The sequence below is a fragment of the Micromonospora sp. NPDC047521 genome (genome assembly GCF_055587305.1).
The window spans coordinates 268,612-285,378 of sequence record NZ_JBVJGN010000008.1 but is presented as its reverse complement, the minus strand read 5'-3'; the positions used below and the strand labels follow the sequence as shown (position 1 = coordinate 285,378).

The window sequence follows — 16,767 nt, the reverse complement described above, 5'->3', positions numbered from 1 at the left end:
CCGCCCGCATGGATCGCCTGGCGGCGTGTCACTCGACGATCTCTGGTGGGAGGCGGCCGGGCCACCGGAGAGCGAGGAGGACGAGGCCGAGGGCTTCCTCACGCTGGGTGGGCAGTCCCTCGCCGCCCTCCGGTTCGTGGCGGCGGCCCGGGAACGGCTGGGCCTGGAGGTCCCGCTGGCGCTGCTGATGCGCGACAACGCCTCCCTCACCGACATTCGCGCACGGGCGCAGTCCGTGCCGGCGGCCCCGCCCGTACCGGCGCCGTCCACCGCGCCGCGGCAGGAAACCCCCTACCGCTCGCCGCTGGCCCCCAGCCAGCGCCGGCTGTGGGTGCTCAGCCGGCTGCATCCCGAGTCCGCCGCCTACAACGTGGTGACGGCGCTCCGCCTGGGCGGCAGCGTGCGGGTCGCCGCGCTGCGCGCCGCCCTGTGCGACGTGGTGCGGCGTCACGACGCGCTGCGCGCGTGGGTGACCGACGAGCCGGATCTGCGGTACGACGAGGACGCCCGGCCGGAGCTGACGGTCGAGGACGCCGACGGTCCGCTGACCCCCTCGACGATCGAGGAGTTCGTCAGGCGGGTGTCGGCTGTCACGATCCCGATGGACCGGGCGCCCATGCTGCGCGCGGGGCTGCTGCGCGCGGCCGACGCCGACGACGCGTGCCTGGTGCTCTCGATGCACCACATCATCTCCGACCAGGCCACAGTGGACATCGTCGTGGCCGATCTCGCCACCGCGTACGCCGCCCGTTCGGCGGGTGCGGCCCCCGACTTCGTCCCCGCCCCAAGCTTCGCCGAGTACGCCGAGGCCGAGACCCGACTGGTGGGCGGCACCGCCTGGCAGGCCGACCTGCGGTACTGGCGGGACCTGCTCGCCGAGGTGCGGGAGAGCCCGAAGCTGCCGGTCGCCCAGTCGATGGTCCCCTCACTGCGTGGCGCGCACCAGGAGGCGGCGCTGGGCGCCGAGCGTACGGGCCGGGTGGACCGGTTCCTGCGTACCCACGGATTCACCCCGGCGGTGCTCCTGCTGGGTTGCCTGGCCGTCGTCCTGACTCGCTGGAGCGGCACCGGACAGGTGGTGGTCGGCATGCCGGCCAGCCGCCGCCGCTCCGCGGGCGAGCACGAGCTGGTCGGCTTCCTGATCGAGACCGTCCCGGTGCTGCTGGACATCGGCCGCCGCGCCGACCTGCTCGATGTGCTGCACCATGTCCGGGACCGTCACGTCGGCGCCATCACCCATGCGACACCGACCTTCGACGCCGTGCTCGCCGAGCTGGACCTGCCCGCGCGTCCGCTCGGCAATCCGTTGTTCCAGGTCTGGTTCAACGACCTCACGCAGAGCGCCGCGCCGCCCCGCTTCCCGGAGCTGGAGGTGCGGGCGCAGCCGGTGGCGGGCGACGGCGCGCTGTTCGACCTCAACCTGTACCTGCACCGCGACGGCGTCGACGGGTTCCGCGTCGAGCTGATCCACGCCGCGGACCGGGTCCGGCCCGCTCTTGCCCGGGAGATTCTCGACCAGTGCCTGCTCGTCCTCGACCAGATGCTGACCGACGCCCACGTGTCTCCACGGGCGGTCTCCCTGGTCACCGCCGCGCGGCGGGAGCGGTCGCCGCTGGCGGACCCGCCGACTGTCGACGCCGGGTCCGACGCCTGGTCCCCCGCGCGTGCCCTGGGTGGCGGGGCTGATGACACCGCGCTGCACACGGTCGAGGGTCCCCTGGCGTACGGCGTGCTCGACGCCGCGGTCGAGGACCTTCGTGCCCGGTTGACCGCCGCCGGCGTGACGCCGGGGCAGGTGGTGGAGATCCGTGGCCGGCGAAGCGCCGCCCTGGTGACGGCGCTGCTCGCCGGCTGGCGCGCGGGAGCGGTGATCGCTCTGGTCGACGCGGCGCTGCCCGAGGCGCGCCTGGCCCAGCAGCACGGACAGCTCCAGCCGGCGGCCGTGATCGACGTACCCTCGCAAGCGCTCGCGCCGCCGACGCTGCGCGGCGGCGTCGCGCGACCCCGGACGCTGCCCGGCGCGAGTCATGTCCTGTTCACGTCGGGCAGCGGCGGAATCCCCGCCGGAGTGGTGGTCGGTCCGCGGCCGCTGAGCGCGGCCCTCGCCTGGTACGAGGCCACGGTCCGGCCGACCGCCGCCGACCGGTTCGCGCTGGTCGGCGGAATCGGTCACGACCCGGTGCTCCGCGATCTGCTCGTCGCGCTGCACGTCGGGGCGAGCGTGGCGGTGCCTCCCGAGGCGGTGCTCACCGACCCGGCCGCGCTGCTGCGCTTCCTCGCCGACCAGCGGGTAACCGTGCTGCACGCCACCCCCGGCCTGCTGGAGCTGCTCGTCGCCGCGCACCACTCGACGCCCGGGATCCGGTTGGACTCGCTGCGGTTCGTGCTCAGCGGCGGCGCCCCCCTCACCGCCGGACTGGTCCGTCGCCTGCGCAAGCTCACCCCCGCCGCCGTGGTCAACGGCTACGGCACCACCGAGACCCCGCAGCTCGCCGCCTGTCACCAGGTCCTCGGGCACGGCGTGTCCGCCGATGAGGCGCTGTCCGGGTGGGCCGACGACGAGGTGCTGCCGCACGGGCGGGGCGTCGCGGGCACCGAACTGCTCGTCCTGACCGACGACGACCGGGACGCCGGTGCGGGCGAGCCGGGCGAGATCGTGGTGACCGGTCCCCTGCTCGCCGAGGGCTACCTGGACGACAGTGGACCGGCGGAGCGCTTCGGCACCGGCCCCGACGGTCGGCCGACCTTCCGGACCGGTGACATCGGTCGTGTCGACCCGGACGGCGGGGTCCAGTTCGTCGGCCGGCGCGACCGTCAGATCGACGTCGACGGTCACCGCCTGGACCTGGCCGAGGTGGAGGCCGCCGCCCGCCGCGCCGGCCCGGTGGCGCAGGCCGTCGCCGGGACCGTCACCACCGCCGCCGGCCCCGTCCTGGCCCTCCAGGTCGTCCCCCGGCCCGACACCACTGTCGACCCACTCGCGCTGCGGTCGCACCTGCTGTCACAGCTGCCGGGGTACGCCGTGCCGGCCCGGATCGACGTCCGCAACCGCCTCGCCACCAGCGCCAACCACAAGGTGGTGTTCCACCCCGCCGACCTCGCACCCACGGACACCGACGAGTCGGCGGCCCGGCGCGACGCCCCGGCCACCGACACCCAGCGTTGGCTGGTCGACCTGATCGCCGGGGTCGTCGGCCGGCGGATCGGTCTCGACGAGCACTTCTTCGAAGCCGGGCTCACCTCGATGCGCCTGCTTCAGGTGCACGCGCTGCTGGCCGACGCCATGCCCGACCCACCTCCGGCGACGGCGTTCTTCGCCCATCCGACAGTTCGCCAGATCACCGCGCTGCTCGCCGGAGTGTCCGCGACCACCGGGCCGGCGGCGCCCCTGCGGCGCGAGACGGGACCGCAGGATGCCGGCGACCGACGCCGGGCCGTCCGGACCCAGTTGAACCAGGAGCGGAAGGGACAGTCGGGCCATGGACGATGAACTCGAGCCCATCGCGGTGATCGGCATGGCCGGGCGGTTCCCGGGCGCCGACGACGTGGAGCAGTTCTGGCGCAACATCAGCGCGGGTCGGGAGTCGGTCCGGTTCCTGTCCGAGGACGAACTGCTGGCCGCCGGAGTTCCCCGCTCCACCCTCGACGACCCCACGTACGTGCGGGCGGTCGCCGAAGCCGCGCACCTGGACATGTTCGACGCGGCGCTGTTCGGGATGTCCGCTCGGGAGGCGCGCACCAGCGACCCGCAGTTGCGGCTGTTCCTGGAGACGGCGCACGCCGCGGTGGAGAACGCGGGCTACGACCCGGACTCGGTGACCGACGTCGGGGTCTTCGGCGCCGCTGGCACCAACCGGTACGTCGACCTGTATCTGCGCCCGGACCCGACGGCGGCCACCGGCATCACCGGCCTCGCGGTCGGCACCTGGAACAACCTCGGCTCACTGGCCACCATGGTGTCGTACAAGTTGGACTTCACCGGGCCGGCCATGAGTGTCCAGACCGCCTGCTCCAGCTCACTTGTCGCCATCCACCAGGCGGTGTCCGCCATCCGCAACGGGGAGTGCGAACTCGCCCTGGCCGGCGGCGTCGAGGTCGAGCTGCCGCTGACCCACGGGCACCGGTGGGCGATGGACGGACCGTTCAGCCGGGACGGGCACTGCCGGCCCTTCGACGCGGCGGCCAGCGGCACGATCTTCGGCAGCGGCGTGGGTGTCGTGGTGCTCAAGAAGCTCTCCCGGGCACTCGCCGACGGTGACGCGGTGCGGGCAGTCGTCCGGGCCACAGCCGTCAACAACGACGGCGCCCGGAAGGTCGGCTTCACCGCCCCCGGTGTCACCGGCCAGACCAACGTGGTGCTGGAGGCCATGATGATGGCCGAGGCGGACGTACGCCACGTCGGGCTGGTCGAGGCGCACGCCACCGGGACGATGCTGGGCGACCCGATCGAGGTGGCCGCCCTGCTGGCCGCGTACCGCCGGTTGGGGCACCCGGGCGACGGCACGGTGGCCCTCAGCTCCGTCAAGGCCAACGTCGGTCACCTGGGCCACGCGGCAGGTGTCACCTCCTTCATCCGTGCCGTGCTCAGTCTGGAGCGGGAGAAGATCGCGCCCACCATCAACGTGAGCGCCGTCAACTCCAAGCTGGAGCTGGACGGCTCGCCCTTCCACCTGCCCGCCGAACCCACAGCCTGGCCACGCCGTCCCGACCAGCCCCGGCTGGCCGCGGTCAGCTCCCTCGGCATCGGCGGCACCAACGCCCACGCGGTGCTGCAGGAAGCGCCCCTGCGGGTGGCCGAGCCGGCCGTCACCCGACCCCGCCTGCTGGTCTGGTCGGCGGCGACGACCGCCGCCCGGGACACCTACCAGGAGCGGATCAGGACCCATCTGGCCGATCACGGCGAGCAGACGTTCGCGGGGACCGTCTCGACCCTGCAGCACGGCCGCCGTGCCTACCCGCACCGGGCGGCCCTGGTCGCCGAGAGCGCCGCCGAGGCGGTCACCGGGCTCAGCCCGGACGCCCCGAACGCGATCATCCGGGGCGCCGGAGAGCGGCGGGAACTGGCCTTCCTCTTCCCCGGCCAGGGCGCGCAGCACGCCGGTATGGTGCGGGACCTGTACCAGCAGGAGCCACGCTTCGCCGAGGCCCTCGACGAGACGCTGCACCTCTTCTCGGCCGCCGGCGCGGACGTCGCACAGGCCTGGCGTACGGGTGACGACACCCGCCTGGCGAGCACCTCCGTCGCGCAGCCACTGCTGTTCGCTGTGGAGTACGCGCTGGCGCGGCTGTGGCGCTCGTGGGGAGTCGTACCGCACCGCCTCCTGGGCCACAGTGTCGGCGAGCTCACCGCTGCCGCCGTCGCCGAGGTGGTCAGCCTCTCCGACGCCGTCACGCTGGTCGCGGCCCGCGCCCGGGCCATGGAGCGGATGCCGGCCGGTGGGATGCTCGCCGTCGCCGCGCCCGCGGACGAGCTGGCCGGCCTGCTGTCGGCGCGGGTCGGGATCGCGGCGGTGAACGGGCCCCGGCAGACCGTGCTTGCCGGCCCGCACGACGCGCTGGCCGAGCTGGCCGCCCCGCTGCGGGAACGCGGCCTGCGCAGTCGCCCGATCCGCACCGCGCACGCCTTCCACACCGAGGCCATGCGCGCGGCGGCCGACGAGTTCCGCGCCGCCTTCGCCGACATCACGCTGCGCCCGCCGCGAATCCCGATCGTCTCGGCCGCCACCGGCGCGACGATGACCGCGCGGCAGGCGACGGACCCGACGTTCTGGGCCGACCAGCTCGTCGAACCTGTGCTCTTCGGACCCGCGCTGGAACATCTGCTCGACCAGGGGCCGCAGTTGCTGATCGAGGTGGGGCCGGGCCAGACCCTCACCTCGTTGAGCCGGTCGCACCGCGCCCTGGCCGAGGGCGGGCACACGGCCGTGGCGTCGCTGCCGGCCCGGCGTCCGAACCCCGGCGAGGACCAGATCGCGCTCCTGCGCTCCCTCGCCGCCGTCTGGACCGACGGACACGACGTGGACTGGCACGCGGTCGGGCAGGGGCGGCAGGTCATCCGGACGCCGCTGCCGGCCTACCCGTACCAGCGGGAGCGGTTCTGGGCGGACCCGCCCGCCGCCACCGCCGCACCGATCTCGCCCACGCCCGAGGCGCCCCCTACCGAACGCGCCGAAGCGGCACCACCGACAGTCGACCCGACGGAGGAGCAGTTGACCGCCGACACCCCAGTGGACGAGTCCCCGTTCTCGGTGCCCTGCTGGGTGCAGGCGCCCCGCCGGGCGGACCGTGGCCACGACGCGGCGCCGCACGCGCTGCTGCTGGCCGAGGAGGACCGGGCCCGCGAGCTGACCGTCGCCCTGCAACGGGCCGGGATCAGGGTGGTGCCGGTTCCGGCCGATCGCGGATCCGGCTCCGCCGAGCGCTCCTTCCACCTGCCCGTACGACGTCGGGGCGAACTGGCGGACCTGCTGCGGGACGTCGCGGCGGCGGGCCGGCAGCCGCTCATGCTGGTGCACGCGTGGGGTCTGTCGGACGAGGTGGTCGACCGCGCCGACCCGGCCGCGCTGCAACGTCCCTTCCGGGAGCTACACGAGGTGGCGCGGCTGGTGTCCCGGGCGCCCGGGGTGGCGGACGGCGCCCGGATCGTCGTGCTGACCCGCGAGGCCGTCGACATCAGCGGCGCCGAGGGGGTACGCCCGGAGCACGCCCTGTTGCCGCCGCTGGTCAGGACGATCGCCGACGAGGACAGCAGGCTGACCGTACGCCTGATCGACCTCGGTGGGCGGGTGACCGACGACGACCTCGCCGGGGAGTTGGCGGACCAGGACGGCTCGCCTGTCGTCGCGCTGCGCGGCGACCTGCGGTGGGTGCCCGCCGAACGGCGGCTGGAGGTGGTCTCCGGGTCGTCGCCCACCATCCGCCGCAACGGGGTGTACCTGATCACCGGCGGCGGTGGAGGACTCGGCATCGAGGTGGCCCGCGGCCTCGCGAGAACCGGCCAGCAGCCGACGCTTGTCCTGGTGGGTCGGACCGGGTCGGTGCCGGACGACGTGGTCGACGAACTCGGCGCGCTCGGTGCGACGGTGCAGGTCCACGGCTGCGACATCGCCGACACCCAAGCACTGGGCCGCGTCGTCGACGAGGTGACCCGGCGGTGGGGTCCGGTCAACGGGGTCCTGCACCTGGCCGGCCGGATCGGCTCCGGCACGGTCCAGTTCACCGACGCGGCGGACAGCGAGGCGACCTTCGCACCCAAGATGGCAGGTGCGCTGAGCATCGAGAAGGTCTTCCACGGCCGCCCACGGCTGGACTTCCTCGTCTGCTTCTCCAGCCGCGCCGCGCTGGAGGGCCAGCCGGGCGGCGCGGACTACGCCGCGGCCAACGCCTACCTGGACACCTTCGTCCGCGACACGCCCCTCGCCGCCGACCGCCTGCTGAGCATCGACTGGCCTGCCTGGCACGGCGTGGGCATGGCGGCGGGCGGGATGCTCCGCTCCGCCGGCCGGGCGCCGGCCCGCAGCTGGCAGACGGTGCTGAGCGCGGAGAACGACCCGGTGACCGACGAGCATCGGCTGGGCACCGTGCCTGTGGTGCCGGGCACCCGACACCTCGACCTGGTGGTCGAGGCGTTCCGGGCCGAGATCCTGGACGGGGCCGAGGAGCCGGTCCAGCTGACCGACGTCGTGTTCCAGCGGATGCTGGAGCTGACCTCGCCGCGCCGGGTGGAGGTGGCCTTCAACCCCGAGGGTGAGAGCTGGGCGTTCTCGGTCTCCTCGGCGCCGCCGACCACCTCCTCCCCCACCGACGTGCAGACTCACGTACGGGGACGGATCGCCGCGTGGCGTCCCGACCCGGACGCCCCGGCGCCGCGCCGGGTGGACCTGGCCGCGCTGCGCGCCACCCTGACCGAGCACCGCCCACTCCCACCGTTCGGCAGCGACCGGCAGGCGTTCACGCTGGGCCCCCGCTGGCGCACCTACCACCAGGTCCAGACCGACCCGGCCGGTGACAACCAACTGCTCGTGCTGGCGTTGCCCGAGGACTACCAGGACGAGGCCCGCCAGCACGCCGTGCACCCGACGCTCATGGACGCCGCCACCACCTCGGTTCGTGACCTGGACCGGGACGACATCCACGTCCCCTTCATGTACCGCTCGGCGGTGGTGCACGGCCGGCTGCCGGGTCGCATCTTCAGTCACATCCGCCGCCGGCCGGACGCCCCGGCCAACAGCATCGTGGCGGACCTCGACGTCCTCGACGAGGACGGCACCGTCCTGGTCGAGGTGCGGGGCTTCACGATGCGCCGCGCCGCCGACCCGGCCGCCCTGGTGTCACCGCGCGGGTCGGACGAGGCCGCCGCCGGGAGCGTCGGCATCCCACCCGAGGTCGGTGTGGACCTGCTGACGGCCCTGCTGGCGGCGCGTACCCCCCGGCAGGTGGCGGTCCGCCGGTTCCGCGGCGGTCGTCCCGAGCCGTCGTCACCCGACGCGGACGCGACGCAGGTACGGCAGGTGGTGCCAGCGCCGCGGCCGGTGCCGGCGCCCCGGCCGCCGGTGTCGGCGAACGGCCGGCACGAACCGTCGACGCTGGCGGCGCCCGCCGTCCCGGCGCCCCCACAGATGCCCGCCGCCGAGCCGACGCCGGCACCGGCCACCACGGAGCCGACACCGCCGGCCGGCGAGCTGGCCGATGAGGTACGTGAACTGTGGACGGCGGCGACCGGCGTCGTCGACCTCAGCGACGACCAGGACTTCTTCGCCCTGGGTGGTGACTCGCTGATCGCCGTGGAGCTGATGTCGCAGGTCCGGGACCGCTTCGGCGTGGACCTGAGCATCGGCGCCATCTTCGACTACTCCACTCTCGGCAGCTTCACCGAGGAGCTGCGCCGGTTGGGGGCGGGACGATGACCGCCGAACACCTGCTCCGCCTCGGCGGCAGCGACTGGTCGATCTGGAGACAGTCGGTGCTCCGCAGCGCCGGCTTCCCCGCAGCCGAGGTCGGCCGCCTCAGCAGTGTCGAGCTGGCGGCGGCGGCCGACCGGTTCGCGTCGGGCGAGGGCAGCCGGGACGACTACCAGGCCGCGTACGACCTCGCGACGACCGACCTGTCGGAGCAGATCCGGCGGATCGCCCGTGACCCGGCGTTCCGCGAGGCGGTGGCCTGGCAGAACAGGGCACTCATCGCCGACTGTGTCGACAAGGCCGCCGCCGGGGAGCCGCGCAACGTCCGGGGCCGCAACCACGAGTCGGCGATCGCCAGTTACTGGCAGCGCTACTGCGTCAAGAACGACACCATCGGCTTCTTCGGTCCGGTGGGGTGGGCGCACTGGTCCACCGACGACGTCGTGACGCGAGTCCGGCCCGGCCGCGACCTGCTCGCCCGGCGTACGACGTACTTCGAGGTGTGGGCTGTGGACGCGGTGGCCCGGGCGTTGGAGCAGGACCCGAAGCTGCTGCCGTGGCTGCCGCCCCGCCGGGTCAACTCGTTCGACCTGGTCGGCCGGACCCTGCACCGCAGCAGCCGACCGCCGGTCCTGCTGACCGAGACGGAGGCCGAACTCGTCGGCCTCAGCGACGGCACCAGGACCGCCCGGGAGGTGGCCGAGGAGGTCCTCTGGTCGGGTCACCCGGACCTCGACACCGAGCAGGACGTCCTCGACCAGCTCGTGGCGCTGCGGGAGCGAGGGCTCCTGCACCTCGGCCTGGAGGTCGCGATCTCCGCCCGCCCCGAACGGGAGTTGATCGAACGACTCGAACGGGTGGGCGACCCGGTGGTCCGCGAGGAGGTGCTGTCCCGCGTGGGTCGTCTCCTGCACGCCCGGGACGCGGTCGCCGCCGCGGCCGGGGACGAGGCGAAGCTCGTGGTCGCGCTGGAGCAGGCCGCCGCGGTGTTCGAGGAGTCCGCAGGCGTGCAGGCGGCCCGACGGCCGGGGCAGACCTACGCCGGACGCACCATCCTCTACGAGGACACCATGCGCGACGTGGACGTCCACTTCGGCACCCAGGTGATGGACGCCCTGGCCCCGCCGCTGGCGCTGCTGTTGCAGAGCGCCCGCTGGTTCGTCGCCGAGGCGACACGCGAGTACCGGGCGGTGTTCGACCAGGCGTACGAGCTGGCACGCGCGCGCTCCGGCGACGCCCCACCGTCCCTGGCGGCGGTGGTGGCGGCGGCCACCCCGCAGCTGTTCTTCTCCCTGCGTGAGCTGCCGCCACCGGTGGCGAGGGCCGTCAGTGGACTGCAGCGGCGGTGGCAGGAGATCCTGGCGCCCTCCCCGCAGACGCGTTCGCACCAGGTGCGTGCCGAGGACATCGCGGAGCGGGTCGCCGAACTCTTCGCCGCGCCGGAGCCCGCCTGGGCGGCAGCCGTGCACCACGCCCCGGACCTGATGATCGCCGCCGACGGCCCCGAGGCGATCGCCCGCGGCGAGTTCCTGCTCGTCCTCGGCGAGCTGCACCTGGCGTCGAACACCGTCGAGAGCCGCCTCTTCGTCGAGCAGCACGAGGACCCGTCCTGGCTGTTCCGGGCGGACGAGGCGGACCACCGCGACCGCAGGGTGTACCTGTCCTCACCCAAGCACTGGCAGGCGGTGAACTCCCGCACGTACCCGCCGTCGGCGTTGCTGTCGCCCCGCTACACGTACTGGTCGCTGCACCCCGACGCCGGCGGCACCCCGGCGGAGCCGCTGCCGGCGGCGCGCCTCGTGGTGCGGCGGGCCACCGACGGCCGGCTCGAGGTGCGGACCCGTGACGGCGCCCGGCAATTCGACCTGCTCGAGGTGGTGGGCGAACTCCTCTCCGCCGCCATCGTGAACGGGTTCAAGCCGCTGCCACCTGCCACGCACCGACCCAGGATCGCGATCGACCGGCTGGTGCTCGCGCGTGAGTCGTGGACGGTGGACGCCACCGACCTGCGCTGGGCGTCCATCAAGAAGGAGCCGGACCGGTTCCTGGCGGCCCGCGCCTGGCGCGCCGAACTCGGCCTGCCGGAGCGGGCGTTCTACAAGGTGCCGGTCGAGGACAAGCCGGTCTTCGTCGACTTCACAAGCCTGGTGCTGGTGAACCTGTTCGCCAAGGCGGTACGGCGGACCGCGGAGGCGCGGCAGACCACGTTCACCGTCTCGGAGATGCTGCCGGACCTCGACCAGACCTGGTTGACCGACGCCGACGGCGCCGGCTACACGGCGGAGGTGCGCGTCGTGGCTGTCGACCCGGCCGCCGGCACCGCCGGCCCGGAACCCACCGATCCTCGCGCCGAAAGGGACATGTAGGTGCTGGAAGAAGAGCTGGTCGACTATCTCCGTCAACTGCTGCCCGACTACATGGTGCCGTCGGCTGTCGTCACGCTTGACGCCCTGCCGCAGACGCCCAACCACAAGGTGGACCTCAACGCCCTGCCGGCGGTCACTGTCGAGACGCGGGCCGACGGCTCGCCCCGCGACGACCTGGAGCGGGACCTGACCGGCCTGTGGGCGCAGCTGCTCAACCGGGACCAGGTGGGCGTGCACAACGACTTCTTCCGGATCGGGGGCAACTCTCTGCAGGTGATGCGGGTGATCGCGCACGTGCGCCGGACGTACGGGGTCGGTGTGCCGGCCAGCTACCTGTTCGAGCAGCCGACCGTGGCGGCGCTCGCCGCACGGGTGAGGGAGGCGTCGGCCGTGGGCCCGGCCGGCGCGGAAGGGCAGGACTCGTGACGTCGACCTCCGAGCCGTCGTTCGGCCAGGAGCGGATCTGGCTCCTGGAGCAGCTGCTGCCGGACACGTTGATGCACCACCTCACCCTCGCGTACGAGATCCGGGGGCCGCTCGATCCGGCGGTGCTCCGCCGCGCCGCCGATGCCGTGGTGCAGCGACACGCGGCGCTGCGTACCACCTTCCACGATCGGGACGGCCGTCCCTTCGTGACCGTGCACGACACCGCGCCACCCGTGCTGCGTGTGGTGCCTGTGGCGTCCTTCGACGAGTGGGCGGACCTGGCCGAGGCGGAGATCGGGGCGAGGTTCGACATCTCCGAACTGCCGCTGCTGCGGATGATCGTGTTCCGGATCGCGGAGGACCACCACGTCCTCCTGATCGTCCTGCACCACATCGTCGCGGACGGTGCGAGTCTGGGCGTGCTCCTCGACGAGCTCTCCGACGCCTACGTCGCCCTGCGCGACGGCGAACCGTGGCGGCCGGCGGAGATGCCGACCACCTACCAGCGGCACGTCGAGGAGCAGCGCGCCACCGCGGCCGACGGCTCCTGGGCCGAGGACCTCGCCTACTGGCGGGAGCGCCTGCACGACGCCCCCGCCATTTTCACCATGCCGGGGGCCGCCCCACGCCCGAGCCGCCCGACGCTGTCGTCGCACAAGGCACAGGCGTCGCTCACCGACGAGGACGCCGCCGCGTTGCGGGAGTTCGCCCGCCGGCAGCGGGTGTCGCCGGCGATGGTCCTGTCGGCCGCGTGGGTGGCCACCCTGAGCCGGCACAGCGGGGAGCGGGACATCCTGATCGGCACCTCGGTGTCCGGTCGTGACCGCGCCGAGCTGCGCGGCCTGATCGGTCTCTTCATGGACGTGGTGACACTGCGGGTGCAACTGCCCACCGGCACGAGCTTCGCCGACCTGGTCACCCGGGTACGCGACGAGACGCTGACCGCCATGATGCACCGTCGTCCACCGTTCACCGCGGTGGTGGCCGAACTCGGCGGCGAGCGGAGCCTGGCGTACAACCCGGTATACCAGGTCCTGTTCAACAACGCCTCGCGGCCGTCGGAGGCGTTCGACGACGTACCTGAGCTGGTTTGTCGACGGTTGCCGCTGGCCTCCGGGACGATCCAGACCGATCTCGAGATGGTCGTGGCCCCCGGGGCCGACCAGCGCACGCACCTCAACCTGGAGGTCAGCGCGGACCTGTACGCGGAGAACATGCCCGCCCTTCTGCTGGACCACGTGGTCAACCTGCTCCGCGACGGGATGGCCGCGCCGGACACCCCGGTGGAGCGGCTCAGCCTGATGAACGAGGAGCAGCGAGGGGACCTGCTGCGTCTCTGCGCGCCGCCGTCCACTCCCCTGCCCGACGTGCGCAGCGTCCTGGAGCTGGTGCGCGCCTCGATCGACAGGCGGCCCGACGCGCCGGCGATCCACAGCGGGAGTCGCCGGTTCACCTACGCCGAGCTGGGGCGGCACGTCGGCCGGCTCGCCGGCCGGTTGGCGCGGCAGGGCGTGACCCGTGGTGACGTGGTCGCCGTCCATCTCGACCGGTCCGTGGAGGCCCTGCTCGCGATGCTGGCGAGCTGGCAGCTCGGAGCGGCGTACCTGCCGGTGGACCCGACGTACCCCCGTCGCCGGATCGAGTTCATCCTGCGCGACGCGAAGGCCCACGTGATCGTCACCGGTCCGGCGACCGCGCCGGACACCTTCTCCGCCCTCGGCGCGCGTGTCGTCGTGGTGGACGAGGTCGACGGCGACGCCGCCGACGCTCCGCCGCTGGGCGTCCCGCAGGGGGGTGACGGCGAGGACCCGGCGTACGTCATCTACACCTCCGGTTCCACCGGGCAGCCCAAGGGCGTCAACGTGCCGCATCGCGCGGTGGTGAACTTCCTGACCTCGATGGCGCGCCGGCCGGGCCTGACCCAGGACGACGTGATGCTCGCCCTGACCAGCCCGTCCTTCGACATCTCCGTGTTGGAGCTGTTCCTGCCCCTGACGGTCGGCGCTCGGATCGCGCTCGCGTCGACCGACGACGCGCGCGACCCGCAACGCCTGCTCGACCTGCTCGCCGAGGAACGGGTGACAGTGGCACAGGCGACGCCGGTGACCTGGGACGCCGTCCTGGCGCTGGCCCCTGCGGACCTGCGCCTGCGCCTGGCGCTCTGCGGCGGCGAGGCGCTCACCCGCCCGCTGGCCAACCGGCTCTGCGCGGTCGCCGACGAGGTGTGGAACATGTACGGCCCGACGGAGACGACTGTGTGGTCGCTGATCGCCCGGGTACGTCCGGGGCCCGAGGACGAGGCCGTGCCGATCGGCCGCCCGATCCAGAACACCTCCGCGTGGGTGCTCAACGCCGACGGCGCGGTGCTGCCGGCAGGCGTGGTGGGTGAGCTGCATCTGGGCGGGAGTGGCGTGGCGCTCGGCTACCGGGGCCGTCCGGGGCTGACGGACCAGCGCTTCGTCGAGGGACCGCCGGAGACCGGCGCCGAGCGCCTCTACCGGACCGGCGACCTGGTGCGGCTGCGCCCCGACGGCGACTTCGAGTTCCTCGGTCGGGCCGACTCGCAGGTCAAGATCCGGGGTCACCGGATCGAGGTGGACGAGATCGCCAGCCTGCTGCGCCGGCACCCCCGCGTGAAGGACGCCGTGGTCGTGACCCGCGACGACGGGTCCGGTAACACCCAACTGCTGGCCTACGTGGTGCCCGCCGGGCCCCGCGTGCCCGCTGCCCGGACGAACGGATCGAGATGACGATGAACACCACGTGGCGGGTTCTCGCCCCGGGACCCAGCGATCGCGTGCTCCTCGCCGTGGACTTCGGCCCCGGACGACGCGAGGCCGGTTTCGGCGACCTGGTCGCCAACCTCGCACCGGAACCCGTGGTGTGGGAGACGGTGTTCGCCGCGCAGACCGGTGACCTGGTCGCCGGCACGGATCCCGACCGCTGCCTGAACCGCTGGCTCGACGACGTCGCGGACGCCGGGCTGGAGGTGAGCGGGGTGCTCGGCTACTGCGCCGGCGGCACGTTGGCCCGCCAGGCGGCCGGCCTGCTGCGTACGCGCGGTCTGCCCGAGCCTCCGGTCGTGCTGCTCGATCCCAACGACGTCGACGGCGCACTGGTCCAGGACCTCTTCGCCACGTCGGTGGAGGGTTACGCGGGTCTGCTGTCGGACGACGAGATCCGGGACGCCCTCGCCGCCGCCGAGGGTTTCACCGGCACCCTCGGGCCGGACATCGGCAGGCAGTCGCCCACGGCACTGGCCGAGGCGATGCGCGGCCTCCAGGCCGTGTACGACGAGGTCGTCCACACCGTGTGCAGGATGTTGGACGCCGACGACGAGGTGGGTCGTGAGTTCTCGGAGCGGTTCTCCGCGTTTCTCGGCTACCTGGTCACCGCCGCACGCGCGGGCGCGGCCCGGGGTGGCGCGGAGACGGTCATCGTGTCCGAACGCCACGACCTGCCCGCCGGGTTCGGCGTCGCGGACCACCGTCTTCCGGTGCCGCGCGCGACGCTGCTCGCCGATCCCACAGTCGCGCGCCTCGTGGCGGAGGCACTGCGCTGAGCGGCCCGCTGGCTCACCGCGCCGAGCGCCGTCGACGCCACCACCAGGTACGCGATGGGGTCAGTCGCCACCGCGTCCGGTGCCCGGCGCGTCCATTCCTCTACGGAACGCCACATGACGAACCCGCGCTGTGGCAAACGGTCGTCGTCTCTCGATGGCGGAAGTCGGCGCCCTGGGCATCGCATGGGTGACGGTCATCGTCGGAACAGATCAACTCTGCTGCACGGATCGGCAATCCCCGGGGGTCGTTCGCTCCTGATTGGGAGCCGACCCGCGACAGTGCAGGGCGTGAAATGCTCCCGTGGAAGTTCCTGTTCGAACATGATTGCCGGGCACCGGCGACAGGCGGCGATCCGCCGTTCGCAGTCCGGCCGCGCACGCTCTCCGCTGCCTCATTAGCGCTAGTCAAGTTCGGTCACGGCGTCGCACCGGTGTGTGTTTCGGACACGGCGACGAACGTCGTCGCTCTCGCGCGAGATCTCATCCGACTCGATGGCCCGAGACAGTAGCGAGATGGCCGGCTGGTACGGCGTCGCGGGCATCACCAGCACGCCGACCCGCGAGATGGTCACGGTGCCGCGAGATGCGACTGGCGGAGCTGCCGGCGAGCTTATCCGGCACCCATCCGCTGAAGACCGTCGCCAAAAGACCCTAACGATCCGTCAGCAACTTTCATGACGGCATCGCCGTGATTGAGGGAGGCATTCGGTTCGCCGCCGAGGTGCCCGGGTCGCACGTGACCACCATGCACCCGCACGGACCGAGGTGGCCACGCAGGCCAGGTCGCCACGCGGTTCACGGCCACCGCCCGCCGTGACCGGCGTGGTCGGCGACGTCGGTGCCGACCCGCGAAGCGAACAGGTCGTGCGCCCGGACGCCGGGCGGGGCCTCCCGACCGCCGGACACGACCCGGGTGGGCCGTCGCGCCGACCCGCCGCGGCAGCATCCGCCTGAGGTGCGCGAAGGTCACGATCCAGCGTCCACAGTGCTCAAGCGCCAGGCACGGCCACGATCCACGCCTGGCTGACGCCGCAGCCCTGGGGGGAGGGCTTCGGCAGCCGGACCCACCGGCCGCAACGACGGAGGTGCCGGCGGTCAGCGGACTGAGTAGACATTACCTGCAACTGACGTCGGCCATGTGCCCCGTTTCGCCATCACCTGCCTGCGCCACCGACTCGCATTACCCAGCGCTCATCGCGCGGCACAGGCAGCTATGCCGGTACACCGGCCACCACTTGGCGCTATCACAGGGTGGCGGGCCGCGATCGCGACAACGGCTCCCGACCGCCCCGCTAACGCGCGGATCAAACACGTGTCCGCCATCCGTATGGCCCCTCAACTGTCACCACAACCTGACCCGTCGTGAGCTTTCCCAACGCGTTGACGTCGACCCGCGGCGGGAGTCGTCCAGCGACGTCACACGCACGGAACCCACAGTCACCCGCTTCCTCGAAGAACACATCCATCCAGTGATCAAATACCGACTGATCGCACCGCGGCGGCGAGGCCTGAC

The 16,767-nt window shown here is 73.0% G+C and carries 6 protein-coding genes; all 6 read left to right on the top strand.

Annotated elements, in window-relative coordinates:
• Nucleotides 1-25 precede the first annotated feature (25 nt).
• The 6 genes from ACZ6N8_RS19655 to ACZ6N8_RS19630 are packed head-to-tail and all read left to right on the top strand — an operon-like array spanning nucleotide 26 to nucleotide 15,254.
• Nucleotides 26-3,490, top strand: coding sequence for a condensation domain-containing protein (locus tag ACZ6N8_RS19655; RefSeq protein WP_466011707.1), 3,465 nt, complete (start codon nucleotides 26-28; stop codon nucleotides 3,488-3,490).
• Nucleotides 3,480-8,906: an SDR family NAD(P)-dependent oxidoreductase gene (locus ACZ6N8_RS19650; protein ID WP_466011705.1), complete on the top strand. Its 5,427-nt coding sequence runs from the start codon at nucleotides 3,480-3,482 to the stop codon at nucleotides 8,904-8,906. The genes ACZ6N8_RS19655 and ACZ6N8_RS19650 overlap by 11 nt, the downstream gene beginning before the upstream one ends.
• Nucleotides 8,903-11,266: a lantibiotic dehydratase gene (locus ACZ6N8_RS19645; RefSeq protein WP_466011703.1), complete on the top strand. Its 2,364-nt coding sequence runs from the start codon at nucleotides 8,903-8,905 to the stop codon at nucleotides 11,264-11,266. Before ACZ6N8_RS19650 ends, ACZ6N8_RS19645 begins: the two co-directional genes overlap by 4 nt.
• Nucleotides 11,267-11,692 carry a phosphopantetheine-binding protein gene (locus tag ACZ6N8_RS19640; protein ID WP_387123293.1) on the top strand — a complete coding sequence of 142 codons (426 nt, stop codon included), beginning with the start codon at nucleotides 11,267-11,269 and terminating at the stop codon, nucleotides 11,690-11,692.
• Nucleotides 11,689-14,442 (top strand): non-ribosomal peptide synthetase, encoded by a 2,754-nt coding sequence (locus tag ACZ6N8_RS19635; protein ID WP_466011701.1) that lies wholly within the window; start codon nucleotides 11,689-11,691, stop codon nucleotides 14,440-14,442. The genes ACZ6N8_RS19640 and ACZ6N8_RS19635 overlap by 4 nt, the downstream gene beginning before the upstream one ends.
• Complete coding sequence (locus tag ACZ6N8_RS19630) at nucleotides 14,439-15,254, top strand: hypothetical protein (RefSeq protein WP_466011700.1); 816 nt, start codon at nucleotides 14,439-14,441, stop codon at nucleotides 15,252-15,254. The genes ACZ6N8_RS19635 and ACZ6N8_RS19630 overlap by 4 nt, the downstream gene beginning before the upstream one ends.
• The last annotated feature ends 1,513 nt before the right edge of the window (nucleotides 15,255-16,767 follow it).